This window comes from Rhizobium sp. A22-96 (assembly GCF_053521805.1).
In genome coordinates this window covers 381,522-397,123 of record NZ_JBNWDQ010000003.1, presented here as the reverse complement: position 1 = coordinate 397,123, position 15,602 = coordinate 381,522, and the positions used below count along the sequence as shown (strand labels likewise).

Genomic DNA, 15,602 nt, shown 5'->3' with positions numbered 1-15,602 from the left:
CTGATGCGTATCTTTCCGGGCAATGAGTTCCGCTGTTCCATTGCCTCGTTTGCCGCTGCCACCCTGTTCTTGAGCGGCGCCGCCCTGCCGTTACCGGCCCTGGCCTTCTCCCAGCTCAATCCGCCGGCTCCATTGCCGAAAGCAGCCGGCACACCTGGCCAGCAAAAGAACGACAAGCCGATCGAGCAGGCGCTTGAAGCACCGTCGAACAGCCTGCCGATGCCGGATCCGCTGGTGAACAAACAGGCAGGCCAGAGCAGCGGCGACACATCGAACTCAAGCAAGTCCGTCGAGTTTCTGTTCGATATCGACAAGGCGCCCGAGCCGGTGAAAAAGCTCCGCGCGGCGATCGTCGAGGCCGCCGCTTCCGGCGATCTCGAGCGCCTGCGGCCACTGATGAATGTCGGTGCCGGCCTCAAGCAGACCCAGGTCACTGCCGACGACCCCGGCGAAGATCCGATCAAGACTTTGCACGATCTTTCGGGCGATCCCGATGGCATCGAGATCATGTCGATCCTTCTCGATATCATGTCGACCGGCTTCGCCCATGTCGGCCAGGGTACGCCCGACGAAATCTATATCTGGCCCTACTTCGCACAGAAGGACATCAAGACACTCTCCACGCCAGAGAAGGTCGACCTGATGCGCATCGTGACAGCGGGCGATTACGCCGACATGCTGGAATTCGGCGGCTATAATTTCTATCGCGTCGGCATCACGCCGGACGGCCGCTGGAAATTCTTTACCTCGGGCGAATGATCCAGTCCGGGAACTTGCGGTTCCCGGCCGAAGGCCCTACCTCTGAGGCATAGGCCAAATCAGCGGATCCACCATGCCAGCCGTATTCCTGAAAGAGCGTTCCTTCATCCACGTCACCGGCGCGGAAGCGGAAGCTTTTCTGCACAATCTCATCACCACCGATCTCGTCTCGCTCGGCGCGGATGAGGTGCGCCCCGGCGCGTTGCTGACGCCTCAGGGCAAGATCCTGTTCGACTTCATGATCCGACGGGACGGTGCCGGCTTTCTCATCGAAACCGACACCGCTCAGCAGGAAGGCCTGCTGAAACGGCTCACCATGTATCGGCTGCGCGCCAAGGTCGAGTTCACCGCCACGGAGACCGATGGTGTCACGGTTGCCTGGGCCGATGAAGCCGGCGAAGACCCCAGAGACAGCCGTTTTCTCAAGGCAGGCGTAGCGCTGACGCGTGTGGCGGGCCAACATGGGCACGATTCCGAGGTGCTTTACGACGCGCTGCGCATCGCCAATGGCATCGCCGTTTCCGGCCGTGATTTTCCGCTGCAGGATGCGTTTCCGCACGATGTGCTGATGGATCTCAACGGCGGCCTGGGCTTTCGCAAGGGGTGCTATATCGGCCAGGAAGTCGTTTCCCGCATGCACCACCGCGGCACGGCGCGCAGACGTGTCGTCACCGTCAGCGGTAGTGCGGATCTTCCCTCATCCGGAACCGACCTCACCGCCGGCGGCAAGCCGATGGGATCGCTGGGCTCGGTAGTGGGCAGCAAGGGCCTTGCCATTATCCGCATCGACCGCGCTGGCGAAGCGATTGCCGCAGGTACACCGATCCTCGCGGGTGACGTCGAAGTGACAGTGTCGCTGCCCGCATGGTCGGGCCTCTCCTTCCCGGCCTCGACCGACGAGGCTTCGGCATGACATCCGGCAAAGCTCCGCGCGCCTGGCAACGCATGCTCTCCGGGCGCCGGCTCGATCTGCTTGATCCCTCGCCTCTCGACGTCGAAATCAGCGATATCGCCCACGGGCTTGCCCGCGTCGCGCGCTGGAATGGCCAAACCTCAGGCGACCACGCCTTCTCTGTCGCGCAGCACAGTCTGGTCGTGGAGGCGATCTTTCGCCATCTCAATCCGGCGACACCAGACGAATTGCTGGCGGCACTGCTGCATGATGCGCCGGAATATGTCATCGGCGACATGATCTCGCCGTTCAAATCCGTGGTTGGAGGCGACTACAAGGAGGTGGAGAAACGGCTCGAGGCGGCGATCTATCGACGCTTTGCCCTGCCGCCGCATTGCGCGCCGCAGCTGAAGGAAAAGATCAAGAAGGCAGATACGGTCTCGGCCTATTTCGAAGCGACGCTGCTTGCCGGATTCACGCCGGAGGAAGCGCGCAAGTTCTTTGGTCAACCCCGCGACATTACCCGCGAGATGCTGCCGATCGAGCCCATGCCGGCAATCGAGGCGCAGCGGCTGTTCCTTCGGCGTTTCGAGGAGATCGAGGCTGACCGTGCGGCGATGAGGACGGAACCGTGACCACGATTGTCGTGTCACCTCTGGCGCGCATCGCCGAAATGGCCGTTCGCCACAAGGCCTGCGAGATGATCAGCCTGATGGCCAAGGAGCAGACCTTTCATCGGCCTGCCGTTATCCGTGCTGATCGGCACCTGCTGCTCAACATGAACGATATCAGCTTCGCGGGTACGGGTGACCTCGTGGCTCCGCAGGAGGCGCATGTTCGCGCCATTATCGATTTTGCGAGGGAATGGGACCGGGCGTTGCCTTTGCTGATCCATTGCTGGATGGGTGTTTCGCGATCGCCGGCTGCGGCGCTGATCGCTGCTCTTGCCGTCCAACCGGAGCAGGATGATCTGACGCTCGCGCGTCGCCTACGCTCGGCTTCTCCCTTCGCAACGCCAAATGCAAGGCTGGTCTCGATCGGCGATCAGATGCTTGGCCGCGGAGGCCGGCTGGTTGCTGCAGTCAAGGAGATAGGACGCGGTGCGGATGCCGACGGCAATGCACCGTTCGTGCTGCCATTGGCGGCTCCTAACGATCATCCATGAAAACGGAGACCGCACTCCCGCAGCCTCCGTCCATGTTACGACAATCCACCACCTGGAGATCAGGCAGCGACGCCACTCGCCTGGTCAGGATCGTACTGACCATAGGTATTCTGATAAAGGCTCGTCGGGTTTTGCATCTGGCTAAGGAAGGCGTCCATCGCGGCGTCTTCGGCAGCCGTTACCGAGTTTGTGTCGGTGCTGCTGCTCGATGCCGGCTCCAATGACAGCATATCGGCGGCGGAAGCGTCCGAGGATTTAAGCGCATCGAGACCTTCGGCGAACTGATCCTTGGTCAGTGAACCGGAACCCTGCGCATCAATGCTCTGGAACAGGTTCTCGGCATCGCTTTCGCTCATATCCTTGGGTCGGCCCGCAACGAACTCCGTCTCCGAGACCTTGCCATCCTGATTGCTATCGAGGCTGGCAAACAGCTGGTCCATGGGCGATTGGTCCGAGGAGCCATCGGTTGACGTCGACGAGCCGGATTGGCCGGCGCTGCCCTGTTGCATTTGCAGCAGCATCGACGCCAGATTGCCTGAGAAGACATCAGTGGCGCTTGGATCGCTGCTGCTGTCGCTATCCTCGTCGTTGAGGATACTTGCCGACAGAAGGCCCGATTGCGCAGCCTCCTGCAATTCCTGGGCATCCACAACGCCGTCCTGGTTCTTATCAAGGGGACTGTACGAGGCAGCCGTCATGCTGCTTCCAATTGAAGAAACGCCACTCATCCAAATCTCCTAAGCAAACGCCATCGGCGTGTTCGACTGCCCCCCGGCACGCTTAGTCAACTGAAGGCAGAATAGGTCGATTTGGCCACGTGATTAAAGATAGGTGTTAATTCATCATTAACCATAATTGACAGCCGACGAATCATATTAGCGGTGGGCACGGACCTAGCGGAGACAACCCCCGCTAGGCATATGCGGGGTCGAGAGTGCGAATCACCCTTGCCGGCTCACCTATTGGATGACCGCGCATGCCAGGCGCTTGCCGGCGCCTCCCACAGGCTGGCTACGGTAGTCATCCGACTCCGCATGGATCATCAGCGTGCGGCCGCGAATGCCGTTCTTGCCATTGAGCGACACCATGCCGTTGAACACCTGGGCCTGTAATTTGCCGTCCTGATCGACATGCTGATTGGGCATGTCGCCCGCATGCGGGCCGTTTGCCGCGAGGAAACCGTGGTCGGCTTTCGTGGGATTGAAATGGCCGCCGGCGGATTCGAATCCGTGCGTATGGTCGCAATTGCTATTTTCGTGAATATGGAAAGCAACCCAGCGATTGGTCGGCAGGCCGGAGACCTCCATCTCGATCAGCACACCCGCCTTGCCCTCGGTCAGCGTCGCCCGGCCGGCCGGCTTGCCATCAAGCCCGACAAAATCGGCTGTCGCCGTATTCTGGCCTTGCGCGGCCGCCGGCATGGCCGCGGCCAGAGCCAGAATTGCCGCCATCATCATTGTCCGTTTCATGAAACGGTACTCCCTCGTTGCGTTGATATTGTCCAACGCATTTCAGGCAGGAGTGTTCCGAAGGCTGGAAAATGATTTGCATCAAACAGATAAGGCGGCCCGCCGTTATCCGGCAAGCCGCCAACATGATCAGTCGAAATCGCCTATTTCAGGCTGCGATGCTATTCACATCGTATTGGCCGTAGGTGCTGTTATAGGCATCCAGTGGCGACAGCAGATCCATATCGAACGCCACATTGGATTGCGGCACTTTGGCGCTGAATGCGGTTTCGGCACTCGGCAGCTGCATAAGCTTGGCCATCAGACTGCCCAGGGCACTGCCGGAGCTATTATTGCCATTGCCGCCGTCATTCTCCTCGAGAATTCCAGGGCGTTCGCTGGCTTCGCGTTCCTCACGGCTGAGAACGCCGTCACCATTGGCATCGAGGCGCGAGAGCGTGCCGCGATACGGATAAGAGCTGTTGGATGTGGAAGATACATGGGACATACAAACCTCCTGTGGTAGGAGCCGCCTCATGCGACGTCGTTTGCACGCAATACATTCGGGGTTAAACTATGAGTTCCTGATAAGCTGCTTCGCGCCAGCGGTAAAGACAAATTGTTAATGATCATTAACCATAGTTTTCAAGTAGTAAATCGGAATCACCTAATATTTCCTCACTACGGCACGAATTGGTTCACCTGACATAATCCACTGGAATCATAGGCAAATTTGATTATCTGCGCTTACCGGGCAGCCCGTTTGGTATATTGTGCGGCGGATTACCCAGGGAGAGGACATGATGGAACTGTTGCCGCTCATCGTCGTGATCGTCGGTATTTTCGTATTGCGAGGATACAACCTGCGGATAAAGCGACTGGAAAGCAGCATTCAGGAGCTGCAGAATGCCCTCGCCGGCAAGCTCCAGACGGCAGGCGCAAGCGAACCAGCCCTGATGACTGATTCGGGAACAGACGCCGCAGAGCAACCGTCAGTCGACGAAGAGGCCCTGGTAGCCGAAGCGGCAATGGAAGCCCCAGCGACGGTTGAAACCGAAGAGCCTTCGATCGCCGCACGCGACATTGCCGACACAATGACGGACGGCAGTTCGAGCCACACCGCGCCGGAAGCGATACACCCACGCGAGAGCCTGGAAAGCACGATCGGCGCACGCTGGGCAGTCTGGGTCGGCGGCATCGCTCTCGCTCTTGGCGGTATTTTCATGGTCAAGTATTCGATCGAGAGCGGATTGCTGAGCCCGGGCGTCCGTCTGGTGCTCGCAGCGATCTTCGGCTTGATCCTGGTCGCGGCTGGCGAAGTCATCCGCCGCCGCTCGGCGCCTGTGCTGGGCAATGCTTTCCAGAACGCGATGATCCCCGGCGTGCTGACGGCCGCAGGTGTCGTGGCGCTGTTCGGCTCGACCTATGCTGCTCATGGCATCTATGGCTTCATCGGGCCGGCAACGGCTTTCATTTTGCTTGCGTTGATCTCGCTTGCCACCGTCGCGTTGTCGTTGCTGCATGGGCAGGCGCTCGCCGGCCTCGGCTTGCTTGCCTCAATGGTCACCCCTGCCCTGATTGGGCCGGCGGCGCCTCGGCCCTGGGTCCTGTTCGGCTACCTTGTTCTGACCTGGCTGGCGACCCTGCTGGCATCTCGGCTGCGCCGTTGGCACATTGCGCCCTCGCTCGCCAACGCGCTGCTCAGCCTTTGGCCATTGCTGTACATTACCTACAGTCAGGTTGTGGATTTCACGCCTATAACGCTTTCGATGCTGGCCATGATCGGCGGCACCATCTTTATTTGGCCCGGGCGATATCAGGAGGCCGCAACCACCGGAATTAGCGGCGCGTCGGAGGATGATCCATCGCAGCCCAGAGCCTCCGTCGCTTGGGGCGCGTTCCTGACCCGCCCACCGCTCGGAATGACGCTCACGGCAACAATCGGCGCCCTTGTCGTGGCGCTCTGCTTGCTGACCTATAGTCTCCAATTTGGATATCCCATGGTGGAGGCCATCTACATGTTCGCGGCGATCGTCGCGGCAGTCGCAGCCTTCGGCGCCGGCCGTCTTTATTCCGCCTGGGCAGCAATCTTCTCGGCCATCATCGCAGTCTTCGGCATATACGGCGTCCTGACGAATTGGATCGCCGGCGCCGAAACTGTTGGCGCCGATGCCATCTCGACCATCCAGAACATGGTGCTTTATGAAGCGCTCGGCCTCGGAGCCATCTTCGTGCTGATCGGTGGCTTCTTCCTCAAGCGATTCGCAGAGGAGGAAAAGCCCTTTGCCGCACTCTGGTGCCTCATCATGGTTGCGACGCCGTTGACGATCGCCACGACCAGCTTCGTCAACTATGGCAACTGGATGCTCGACTGGCTCCACGGTCTCTACGGCATCGGTCTAGCGATCGTGCTGCTGGCATATGCCGAATGGCAATACCGCCGCTCGGGCGACCGGCTGAACCTATCGACCAACATCCTCGCCGCCGGCTCCTTTGCCGCCATGATCTTTGCCTTGCACACGCTCGCGCATCATGCGGTGCCCACCATACTGCTGCCGGTTCTCGGCATTGCCTATCTTCTGGCGGCGCGCGTGCGCGACTGGCCGGTCCTTCCCTGGACCATGGTCGCAGCCTTGATCATCACCATGGGGCGCATTGCCTGGCAACCAACCATCGTCGACCCGGGCGAGCTCGGCACGACGCCGGTCTTCAACATGTTGCTCGCGGGCTACGGCATTCCCGCCGCGTTGGCCGCCTGGGCGGCCTTCATGGTTCGCGGCACTGCGGATATTCGGCTGCGCAGTGCGCTGCAGGCATTGGCTTCCTTCCTCGTATTGCTGACGATCGCCATTCTGGTGCGCCATGCGATGAATGGCGGCGTGCTGAATGATGCCGTGCCGACGCTCGGAGAACAATCGATCTACACCCTGCTGGCGATCGGCGCCTCCGCGACGCTGATGGCGCTCGATCTCAGTTCGGCGAGCCCGGTGTTCCGCTATGGCAGCATGGCCCTCGGCACCCTCTCCGTCGTCCTGATCCTGACAACGCATCTGTTGGGATTGAACCCGTTCATCACGGGCGAAAGCACGGGCCGCATCCCGGTGTTCAACCTGCTATTGCTGGGTTATCTGCTGCCCGCCGCCGCCTATGGGGGATTGGCGCTCTTCGCACGCAATCGGCGGCCGCTTCCCTATGTCAGCATGCTGGCCATCGCCGGAGCCGTGATGGCCTTCGCCTGGGCGACCTTGTCGGTTCGCCGCTTCTGGCAGGGAGAATATATTCCCTTCTGGAATGGCTTCATCCAGGGCGAGCTCTATTCCTATTCGCTCGTCTGGCTGCTGATCGGCATCGCCCTCCTCGGGCTTGGCACTCGTTTCGAGGCGCGCAGCCTGCGTATTGCTTCTGCGGCACTGGTCTCGATCGCTGTCGTGAAGGCGTTCCTGATCGACATGGCGAACCTCGAGGGCTTCCTGCGCGCGCTGTCCTTCATTGGCCTTGGCGCTGTGCTGATCGGCATTGGCCTGTTCTATCAGAAGATCCTGACGCGCAAGAAAACGGCGGGATGATTGCGGCGAATCCCTGCACCCGGTAGGACGGGGGAATTGCCGACAGATCATTCCGGAGCAAATGCGACAATGGATACCAACAGGATGGCGCGGGCCTTTGCCCCGTTCGAAACGCTGGCTGCGGATCTCATCCCCCATGCGGCTGATGGCGACGACGGTTCGCACGATATTGCCCATATCCTGCGCGTCTTCAGGAATGCCATGGCCATCCAGGCCGAAGATGGCGGCAATGCCCGCATCCTCGCCGCGGCCGTGTTGCTGCATGACTGTGTAGCGGTCGAGAAGAATTCGCCACATCGCGCGCAGGCATCGCGGCTCGCGGCGGAAAAAGCCTCAGGCATACTGCAGCAGCTCGGATGGGCCGATGCCGATATCTCCGCGACGGCGCATGCGATCACCACGCACAGCTTCTCCGCCAATCTTCCACCGGAAACGCTGGAAGCGAAAATTCTGCAGGATGCCGATCGGCTGGATGCGATCGGCATGGTCGGCGCGGCACGCTGCTTCTATATTGCCGGCCGTCTCGGTTCAGGCCTCTACGACCCGTTCGACCCGCTCGCAACCGAGCGGCCGCTCGACGACAAACGCTTCGCCATTGACCATTTCGAGACAAAGCTGTTCAAACTGGCGGATGGTTTCCAGACCGAGACCGGCCGCAGATTTGCCGGCGCACGGCACGACCGGCTGAAAACTGTGCTGGCAATGTTCATCGACGAAATCTGAGGCTACATCATGCAGGTCAGCGATCTCTTCATCTATCCCCTTAAGAGCGCACGCGGTATCGCCATTTCGTCGGCATCCGTCGACGCCTTCGGGCTCGCCGGAGATCGTCGTGCCATGCTGGTCGATCCCTCCGGCCATTTCTTCACGCAACGCGAATTGCAGGATCTGGCTCGGATCGATATCCAGCCGGCCCCCTCCTATATGCGGCTGAAGATGGACGGAAAATCCGACATCATCGTGCCGCCGCCGCATCCTGAAAACCGTATGGATGTCGTCGTCTGGAAATCGCGGGTCAGCGCTTCCGTCGCCGACGAGGCAACCAACAAAGCCCTCTCGGCCTGGCTGGGGCGCGAGGTCCGCATGGTCTTTTTTGACAGGCTTGCCAAGCGCATAGCCAGCCCGGAATGGGCTGGCGAAGACACACCGGTTACCTTCGCCGACGGATATCAGATCCTCGTCACCACAACCGGATCGCTGAAGGCGCTCAACGCCAATCTCGCCGCCCATAGCGAAGGCGCCGTCGGCATGGAGCGCTTTCGGCCGAATATCGTCATCGATATCGATGAGGAATGGCCAGAGGACCGCTGGGCGGCGATCGAAATCGGCGGCATCCGTCTCGATCTCGTCAAGCCCTGCGCGCGCTGCATCATGACCACGCAGGATCAGACGACCGGATCACGTGATGTGCCGAACCCGATGCCCGCCATGGGCCGTATCCGCATGTCCGCCGACCGCCGAGTTCCCGGCCCGCTCTTCGGCTGGAACGCCGTTCCGCGCGGCGAAGGCTCGGTGAAGATCGGCGATACGGTCACCGTGCTCGAGGGGCGGCCGGAAGGTTGGGCGTTCAAGCGGCGGTAACGATCAACGCATGTTCCTTGAAGCGGCTTGCGTTCGCCTTGTCAGCCTTCGGCGACAAGGCCGGGCGAAACCATCCTGTTGTCCAATGAGGCAACGGCAATAGCCTTCATCGCCGCCTGAATAAAGCCTTCGCGCGCGGCGGCTATCTCTATGCCGCGCGGCTCATAGACATGGCGATGCAGAAAGAAGCCAGTCAGGCGGAAGGCCGCGGCCAGGCTTTCGCTGTCTGCCGCAACCACGGCCCCAGCCGCCAGGAAAGGCGGTAGCGCCAGCATCTTGTCGGCCCATGGCAGACCAGCCGCACGGCAGACGGCACGGCCAGTCTTCGGCGAAACGAATGCCAGGTCTTCGCGGATGCCGGTCGCGGCGCACTCGGCCAGATCGAGGCCGAAACCGAGATCGTTCAAGACTGCCAGTTCGAAGCGCACGAAAAGCTCGCCCGCATCTGCGGGATTTTGCAGGTTTTCTAGGATGACATCCAGCGCGTCATAGAGATGCGGGTGCGGATCCCGCTCCGGCAGCAGACGCAGAAGCGCACCCATCGCCTGCACACCATAAACCGCGGTTGCCGTCTCCATCAGCCGCGCGGCTCTCAGCGCGACCGGCTCCATCCGGAATTCGCCGAGATGTTCGTGCAACCTTGCCCGCCAGGTGACTTCGACAAGGTTTCCCGCCTGCAGCACCGGTTGCATGGCGCGAGATCGCCCTCCTCGCACCAGGCCCATATGGCGACCACGCGCACGGGTCATCACCTCGGCGACGACGCTTGTCTCGCCGAGGCGCTTGACGCCCAAAATGATCGCATGGTCTTGCCACTGCATCGGCTGGTTTGCCCGAAAGAATGTCTCGATTCGAGTTTAGGGCAAATGGCGCCGGCTGTCACATGCCGGAAGAGGCACTTGTCGACAGCACGTTGATAAAGAGACGCATCGACTGTTCGTCGAAAGGCTTGTTCAAAAGCGGCACATGCCGCAAATCCGGCGGAAAATCGAGTGTATCGGAATAACCACTGACGAAACCAAACGCGATGCCACGCTCGGTCAGAAGCCGGGCAAAGCCAAAGCTTGTCGACTCGCCGAGATTGACATCCAACATCGCAAAATCAAAGCTGTCGGAATGTATGGCGTTAACAGCCTGCTCCAGATTCGAGGCGATCTCCACCTGTCCAATTCCGACAAGGTGCAGTATTTCCTCCACTTCCATAGCAATAATCAGATTGTCTTCCAGAATAAGGGCGCGCTGAACCGTCATTTCAACGCCATCCTGCACGCCCGCACCCAAATGGTGCTGCCCGTAAATAAATCCCACATTTATCCCTCCGGCGCCAATCATCGGCCCGTATTGAATGGACGGCTTCACCATCCATGCCGGCGCAGTCTCTTGTGACATGACCTTGCCTCCAAACCGCTTCGCACTTTTTGCATTGCGGTACTATGGGCTCGTCAAAATGCTCCAATCGCTTTTGCCACCGGGGTTAGTAAAAGGTGAAACTGGTCGAAAAGTGACGGAGGAAGTAATCTAACCTGATACAGTCGATGCCGACATTTAAAAAAGACATACTGCCGGGAACAATAATAGGCGTCAAATAAAGGGGCGCCGTCCCGAATCAAGACCGTTCCAATCCGCGATTTCGGCGAGCTTTTCTCCATCGAGAACCTTGCAGCCACGCTCTTGCCAGGCGATCAGTCCGCGTTCCGCCAGCTTTTTCAATGTCTTGTTGGTATGGACAACGGATAGGCCGAGCGTATCGGCAACATGCTGCTGCGTGATCGGGATGACCTTGCTGCCATCAAAGAGACGGAGGGCACTGGCCCGCTGATGCAGGTAGGCGATCAGATAGGCTGCCCGCTCGACTGCCGATCGACGCCCGATGCTTAGCAGGTGCTCGTCCAATATTCGCTCTTCCTGAGCAGCAATCCAGGTAACGTCGAAGGCAAGCGAGGCATGAGAATTGTAAAGCGTCATCAATTCCGCCCGCTCGAATACGCAAAGCGTAATCGGCGACAACGCCTCGGTGGAGTGCTGCATCTCGCCCATGATCGAGCCCTGCAATCCGATGAGATCGCCCGGCATCACATAGTTGAGGATCTGCCGGCGACCGTCCTCAAGCGTCTTGTAGCGAAAGCCCCAGCCTGACAGGATGGTGAAGAGGTGGGCACTGTGCGCGCCTTCCAGGAAAATCGTGGCGCCGGCGTCGACGAGAAGCTCACCCTTCTTGAAGCGGCTTATGAAACTCAGCTCATCGCGCTCGAATTCCCGGAAGCTCGGGAGCAATCTCAACGGACATTCCTGGCATGAGGTTCGCTGCCCATGCATCGCCGCCGCACCCGCCATGAAACGCTCCCCTGAGTTGCATCAGCCCAGGCGACACGCCCGCTAAACTGCTGCAATATAAAGCGCTCAGCGGAGCAAAGTTCCATCAACGCGGGAATTCGAGCCCCATCTCCCGGAAGCGTTCGGGATCATCTCCCCAATTCTCGCGTACCTTAACGAAAAGGAAGAGATGCACCGGCTGCTCGAGGATCTCGGAGAGTTCCTTGCGCGATGCGGTCGAGATCGACTTGATCGCCTCGCCTCCCTTGCCCAGCGCAATCTTCTTCTGGCTTTCGCGCTCGACATAGATCACCTGCTCGATGCGAACAGAGCCGTCCTTGCGCTCTTCCCACTTTTCCGTCTCGACATGCGAGGAATACGGAAGTTCCTGATGCAGGCGAAGAAACAGCTTTTCGCGCGTGATTTCGGCGGCAAGCTGACGCATCGGCAGATCGGAAATCTGGTCTTCCGGATAATACCAAGGCCCCTCCGGCAAGGTCTTTGCCAGATAGTCCATCACATCATCGCAGCCGGAGCCGTTTTCGGCCGATACCATGAAGGTCTGCGTGAATTCGATCTTCTCGTTGGCGGCAGCGGCCAGCGCCAGCAGATCTTCGCGACGGACACGGTCGATCTTGTTGAGGACAAGGATCTTCGGCTGAAAAACCTCCTTCAGCCCTTCGAGAATGGCTTCGGCATCGCCGCGCAATCCGCGCTCGCTGTCGATCAGCAGCATGATCAGATCGGCATCCTTGGCGCCGCCCCAGGCAGACGTCACCATGGCGCGGTCGAGACGCCGGCGCGGCTTGAAGATGCCGGGCGTGTCCATGAACACGATCTGCGCGTTGTTGTGGGTGGCGATCCCGCGCACGATCGCGCGCGTGGTCTGCACCTTGTGGCTGACGATGGAAACTTTTGCGCCCACGAGGCGGTTGAGCAACGTCGACTTGCCGGCATTGGTCGGGCCGATGAGGGCCACGAAGCCTGAATGGGTTGGGCCGATGTGTTCAGCCGCACCGTCGTCGGTGGGCGTGTCTTCTTGATTGGTCATCTTTTCCGTCGTTTCCAGGCAGTCATTTCTCAGTTGACTGAGGCTGCCATATACCTTCTCGTTCCAATATCCGCGTCGCCGCAACCTGCTCGGCCGCGCGTTTGGAGCGATCAATTCCTGTCTCGGGCACCGTTCCCGCCACTTCTACGGTTACCGTGAAGCGGGGATCATGATCCGGTCCGCTGCGATCATCAACCCTGTAGACCGGGGTAACGCCGAATTTCGCATGCGCCCATTCCTGCAATTCCGTCTTGGCATCGCGTCTTGCGCCATCAGGCCGAACGGCGCGACGCTCCCAATAGCGCAAAATGAACTTGCGGGCCACTTCGAGGCGGCCATCCAGATAGATTGCCGCAATCAGGCTTTCGACAACATCGGCACGTACATTGAGCATGCGTTTGCCGGTCAGCTTCTTCACGTCGGCGCCAGTGCGGATATAGAGGTGCAGCTGCATCTCGTCGGCAACTTCAGCGCAGGTGTCGGCGCTGACCAGCTGGTTCAGGCGCACCGAAAGCTCACCTTCCGTCGCCGTCGTAAAGGTTCTGAACAGCAGTTCGGCAATGCACAGGCCGAGAACCCGGTCACCGAGAAATTCCAGCCGTTCGTAATTATCCGTCTTGTTGGTACGGGCGCTGGCATGCGTCAGCGCCCAATCGAGACGATCCTTCTCGACGAACTCGTAGCCTATCGCAGATTCGAGTTTGCTACGATCCGCCTGCGAGAGCGTCGGCACTTTCGTCATTCGACAACCTTGAAGAGGCGATCCCAACGCATGTTGGTCGGCCATTTCCAGACTTCCCGGAACGACGTGTCGTGGCCGAGCGAGAAGAAGATGATGCTGGCACGGCCGATAAGGTTCTCAGCCGGCACATAACCGACATCGAAGCGGCTGTCGTCCGAATTGTCGCGATTATCGCCCATCATGAAATAGTGACCTGCCGGCACGACATATTCCTGGGTGTTATCGCCACGCGAATTCGGCGACAGGTCCAGCGTGTCGTAGACCTTGCCCGTATCCGCCAGGCGCTCGCTGTAGACCGCGATGTTATCACCCGGTTCCTGGCTATAATCCGAAGCGAAGGTGCCATGCGGTTCGCGCGGCACGGCCTGGCCATTGATATAGAGAATATCATTCTTCACCTGGATACGGTCGCCGGGGAGACCGATAACGCGCTTGATGTAGTCGACATCAGGATTTGGCGGGAAGCGGAAAACCACGACGTCGCCGCGCTTCGGCTCGCTGCCGAAGATACGCCCGTTGAACAGGTCCGGCGAGAACGGCAGCGAATATTTCGAATAACCGTAGGCGAACTTGTTGACGAAGATATAGTCGCCGACCAGGAGCGTCGGCATCATCGAGCCGGACGGAATGGTGAATGGCTGAAATAGAACCGTGCGGATGATCATGGCCAGGAGCAGTGCCTGAACGATGACCTTGATATTTTCCCACAGAGCATTCTGCTGTTTTACGGCTTTCTCGGACACGCAGTCTTATTCCTTTTTCGCACCCCACCGGCGCAACTTGCATTCAGGCCTTCTCTACTCGCTTCAAATCACGGCGGCAATGGCGCCGGTGCCAAAAGCGGCATCTGACGGCGATTCAGCCGTCCATCGGTAGAGCCTCGATGATCACAAATGCCTGAGCAAGAGGAAAATCATCAGTTATCGTCAAATGAATGGCGGCGCGATGATTTGCCGGCAACATAGAGGCGAGTCGCTCCGCCGCCCCTCCGGTCAGCTGCATCGTCGGCTTGCCGCTCGGCAGATTGACGACACCCATGTCGCGCCAGAAGACGCCTTGCGCCAGACCGGTACCCAGTGCCTTGGAGCAGGCCTCCTTGGCGGCAAAACGCTTGGCATAGGACGCGGCCTTGTTCTTGCGGCGCTCGGACTTGGTTCGCTCGATGTCGGTGAAACAGCGCTCCGTAAACCGCGCACCAAAGCGCTCCATCGTCTTTTCGACGCGGCGGATGTCGATAAGATCGCTGCCTATCCCGATGATCAATAGAAGGCCCTCCAGGCGGCCGGGGCGAAGTCAGGCTTCGTCAAACGCTCGATGCGTTGTCGGCAAGCGCCAGGCGCTCACGGGCACGCTCCATCAAACGTTCCTTGCGGCGCGTCTTGAAGGTCTTAACGCCATAATAGGTGAGCGCATAGACGATGACGCCGGAAATGATCGCCGGGGGAATGCCGCCAATCAGCATCGGCTTCAAAACCGGGTCCCAAATTTGCAGGAGGTCGCCCTTGTGCCAGAGCGCCGGCAGATCGATGCCACCGCCCTGCCCGCCGCTGTCACGCGCCAGGATCAGATGGCCAATTTCCCAGGTGAAGGCCCAGATGAAGGGATAGGTAATGGGATTGCCGGCCGCCAGACAGCCGAGCGCGGAGGCAATGACATTGCCACCGATCAGATAGGCGATGATGATCGCCATCACGAAATGTACGCCGATGAAGGGTGTCCATGACACAACGATGCCCGCTGCGAAGCCTGCTGCAACCGAATGCGGCGAGGCTGCAAGACGAACGAGGCGCTTACCAAAATATTGGAATGAACGAACGAAACCCTTGCGGGGCCAAAGATGCTCCCGCAGTTTTTCCTTCAGTGTCAGTGGTTTTCGGCGACGAAATAGCATGCGGCTTATCTAGTGCACTGGGGGCCGTCATGACAAGACCGGCGAAGCATTCACGCACTGATTAAGAACCGCAACTACGGCCCTTTTTTGGAACGTCATCTGCTCAGGAGGCAGAATTAAAAACGTTCTTCCATTTCGGGGAAGCATTCCCGCAAGATCGGGAAGCTCCAAGGGCGCAATAACAACGCGCCCCT

At 59.5% G+C, this 15,602-nt stretch carries 18 protein-coding genes; 7 read left to right on the top strand and 11 right to left on the bottom strand.

Annotated elements, in window-relative coordinates; all coding sequences use genetic code 11:
* Window positions 1–3 precede the first annotated feature (3 nt).
* From ACQZ6F_RS14695 to ACQZ6F_RS14680, 4 genes are all read left to right on the top strand, one after another.
* Window positions 4–759: a hypothetical protein gene (locus ACQZ6F_RS14695; protein WP_449093528.1), complete on the top strand. Its 756-nt coding sequence runs from the start codon at window positions 4–6 to the stop codon at window positions 757–759.
* Between the two features lie 73 nt (window positions 760–832).
* Window positions 833–1,672, top strand: a complete 840-nt coding sequence (gene ygfZ / locus ACQZ6F_RS14690) for a CAF17-like 4Fe-4S cluster assembly/insertion protein YgfZ (protein WP_449093529.1) — start codon at window positions 833–835, stop codon at window positions 1,670–1,672.
* On the top strand, window positions 1,669–2,286 hold the full coding sequence (locus ACQZ6F_RS14685; RefSeq protein WP_449093530.1) for a YfbR-like 5'-deoxynucleotidase: 618 nt from the start codon (window positions 1,669–1,671) through the stop codon (window positions 2,284–2,286). Before ygfZ ends, ACQZ6F_RS14685 begins: the two co-directional genes overlap by 4 nt.
* Entirely contained in the window at window positions 2,283–2,816 is a 534-nt protein-coding gene (locus tag ACQZ6F_RS14680) for a tyrosine phosphatase family protein (protein WP_449093531.1), read from the top strand. Before ACQZ6F_RS14685 ends, ACQZ6F_RS14680 begins: the two co-directional genes overlap by 4 nt.
* Window positions 2,817–2,875: 59 nt before the next feature.
* On the opposite strand, the gene ACQZ6F_RS14675 is transcribed toward ACQZ6F_RS14680, so the two are convergent.
* From ACQZ6F_RS14675 to ACQZ6F_RS14665, 3 genes are all read right to left on the bottom strand, one after another.
* On the bottom strand, window positions 2,876–3,514 hold the full coding sequence (locus ACQZ6F_RS14675; protein ID WP_246662665.1) for an EF-hand domain-containing protein: 639 nt from the start codon (window positions 3,512–3,514) through the stop codon (window positions 2,876–2,878).
* A gap of 261 nt (window positions 3,515–3,775) precedes the next feature.
* Complete coding sequence (locus tag ACQZ6F_RS14670; RefSeq protein ID WP_449093532.1) at window positions 3,776–4,285, bottom strand: superoxide dismutase family protein; 510 nt, start codon at window positions 4,283–4,285, stop codon at window positions 3,776–3,778.
* Between the two features lie 148 nt (window positions 4,286–4,433).
* Window positions 4,434–4,772, bottom strand: coding sequence for a hypothetical protein (locus ACQZ6F_RS14665; RefSeq protein WP_077469982.1), 339 nt, complete (start codon window positions 4,770–4,772; stop codon window positions 4,434–4,436).
* Between the two features lie 295 nt (window positions 4,773–5,067).
* On the opposite strand from ACQZ6F_RS14665, the gene ACQZ6F_RS14660 reads away from it, so the two are divergent.
* The 3 genes from ACQZ6F_RS14660 to ACQZ6F_RS14650 all read left to right on the top strand — a co-directional run bounded on the left by ACQZ6F_RS14660 (window position 5,068) and on the right by ACQZ6F_RS14650 (window position 9,411).
* The gene (locus ACQZ6F_RS14660) at window positions 5,068–7,830 is read left to right on the top strand and encodes a DUF2339 domain-containing protein (RefSeq protein WP_449093706.1); all 2,763 of its coding nucleotides are present in this window, start codon (window positions 5,068–5,070) and stop codon (window positions 7,828–7,830) included.
* Window positions 7,831–7,899: 69 nt separating this feature from the next.
* Window positions 7,900–8,553 (top strand): HD domain-containing protein, encoded by a 654-nt coding sequence (locus ACQZ6F_RS14655; protein WP_449093533.1) that lies wholly within the window; start codon window positions 7,900–7,902, stop codon window positions 8,551–8,553.
* A gap of 9 nt (window positions 8,554–8,562) precedes the next feature.
* Entirely contained in the window at window positions 8,563–9,411 is an 849-nt protein-coding gene (locus ACQZ6F_RS14650; protein ID WP_449093534.1) for an MOSC domain-containing protein, read from the top strand.
* Window positions 9,412–9,452: 41 nt separating this feature from the next.
* Here ACQZ6F_RS14650 and recO read toward each other — a convergent pair whose 3' ends face one another.
* The 8 genes from recO to ACQZ6F_RS14610 all read right to left on the bottom strand — a co-directional run bounded on the left by recO (window position 9,453) and on the right by ACQZ6F_RS14610 (window position 15,408).
* Complete coding sequence (gene recO / locus ACQZ6F_RS14645) at window positions 9,453–10,232, bottom strand: DNA repair protein RecO (RefSeq protein WP_077469979.1); 780 nt, start codon at window positions 10,230–10,232, stop codon at window positions 9,453–9,455.
* Window positions 10,233–10,290: 58 nt separating this feature from the next.
* Window positions 10,291–10,800: a response regulator gene (locus tag ACQZ6F_RS14640; protein ID WP_246662666.1), complete on the bottom strand. Its 510-nt coding sequence runs from the start codon at window positions 10,798–10,800 to the stop codon at window positions 10,291–10,293.
* Between the two features lie 192 nt (window positions 10,801–10,992).
* Window positions 10,993–11,745 (bottom strand): Crp/Fnr family transcriptional regulator, encoded by a 753-nt coding sequence (locus ACQZ6F_RS14635; RefSeq protein WP_077469978.1) that lies wholly within the window; start codon window positions 11,743–11,745, stop codon window positions 10,993–10,995.
* 85 nt (window positions 11,746–11,830) lie between these two features.
* Window positions 11,831–12,775: a GTPase Era gene (era, locus tag ACQZ6F_RS14630; RefSeq protein WP_068385583.1), complete on the bottom strand. Its 945-nt coding sequence runs from the start codon at window positions 12,773–12,775 to the stop codon at window positions 11,831–11,833.
* A gap of 22 nt (window positions 12,776–12,797) precedes the next feature.
* Window positions 12,798–13,517 (bottom strand): ribonuclease III, encoded by a 720-nt coding sequence (rnc, locus tag ACQZ6F_RS14625; RefSeq protein ID WP_449093535.1) that lies wholly within the window; start codon window positions 13,515–13,517, stop codon window positions 12,798–12,800.
* A complete protein-coding gene (lepB, locus tag ACQZ6F_RS14620; protein WP_077469976.1) occupies window positions 13,514–14,260 on the bottom strand; it encodes a signal peptidase I in 747 nt (248 codons plus the stop codon). Before lepB ends, rnc begins: the two co-directional genes overlap by 4 nt.
* A gap of 115 nt (window positions 14,261–14,375) precedes the next feature.
* Window positions 14,376–14,780, bottom strand: a complete 405-nt coding sequence (acpS, locus tag ACQZ6F_RS14615; RefSeq protein WP_449093536.1) for a holo-ACP synthase — start codon at window positions 14,778–14,780, stop codon at window positions 14,376–14,378.
* Window positions 14,781–14,820: 40 nt separating this feature from the next.
* The gene (locus ACQZ6F_RS14610; RefSeq protein WP_077469975.1) at window positions 14,821–15,408 is read right to left on the bottom strand and encodes a DUF2062 domain-containing protein; all 588 of its coding nucleotides are present in this window, start codon (window positions 15,406–15,408) and stop codon (window positions 14,821–14,823) included.
* Between the last annotated feature and the right edge of the window lie 194 nt (window positions 15,409–15,602).

Excerpts from the sequence above, each read along its gene's own strand:
- recO (WP_077469979.1), bottom strand. The coding sequence starts at position 10,232 with ATGCAGTGGCAAGACCATGCGATCATTTTGGGCGTCAAGCGCCTCGGC.
- era (WP_068385583.1), bottom strand. The coding sequence starts at position 12,775 with ATGACCAATCAAGAAGACACGCCCACCGACGACGGTGCGGCTGAACAC.
- ACQZ6F_RS14635 (WP_077469978.1), bottom strand. The coding sequence starts at position 11,745 with ATGGCGGGTGCGGCGGCGATGCATGGGCAGCGAACCTCATGCCAGGAA.
- ACQZ6F_RS14670 (WP_449093532.1), bottom strand. The coding sequence starts at position 4,285 with ATGAAACGGACAATGATGATGGCGGCAATTCTGGCTCTGGCCGCGGCC.
- ACQZ6F_RS14640 (WP_246662666.1), bottom strand. The coding sequence starts at position 10,800 with ATGTCACAAGAGACTGCGCCGGCATGGATGGTGAAGCCGTCCATTCAA.
- ACQZ6F_RS14650 (WP_449093534.1), top strand. The coding sequence starts at position 8,563 with ATGCAGGTCAGCGATCTCTTCATCTATCCCCTTAAGAGCGCACGCGGT.
- ACQZ6F_RS14610 (WP_077469975.1), bottom strand. The coding sequence starts at position 15,408 with ATGCTATTTCGTCGCCGAAAACCACTGACACTGAAGGAAAAACTGCGG.
- ACQZ6F_RS14675 (WP_246662665.1), bottom strand. The coding sequence starts at position 3,514 with ATGACGGCTGCCTCGTACAGTCCCCTTGATAAGAACCAGGACGGCGTT.
- rnc (WP_449093535.1), bottom strand. The coding sequence starts at position 13,517 with ATGACGAAAGTGCCGACGCTCTCGCAGGCGGATCGTAGCAAACTCGAA.
- ACQZ6F_RS14695 (WP_449093528.1), top strand. The coding sequence starts at position 4 with ATGCGTATCTTTCCGGGCAATGAGTTCCGCTGTTCCATTGCCTCGTTT.
- ygfZ (WP_449093529.1), top strand. The coding sequence starts at position 833 with ATGCCAGCCGTATTCCTGAAAGAGCGTTCCTTCATCCACGTCACCGGC.
- ACQZ6F_RS14685 (WP_449093530.1), top strand. The coding sequence starts at position 1,669 with ATGACATCCGGCAAAGCTCCGCGCGCCTGGCAACGCATGCTCTCCGGG.
- ACQZ6F_RS14665 (WP_077469982.1), bottom strand. The coding sequence starts at position 4,772 with ATGTCCCATGTATCTTCCACATCCAACAGCTCTTATCCGTATCGCGGC.
- ACQZ6F_RS14660 (WP_449093706.1), top strand. The coding sequence starts at position 5,068 with ATGGAACTGTTGCCGCTCATCGTCGTGATCGTCGGTATTTTCGTATTG.
- ACQZ6F_RS14655 (WP_449093533.1), top strand. The coding sequence starts at position 7,900 with ATGGATACCAACAGGATGGCGCGGGCCTTTGCCCCGTTCGAAACGCTG.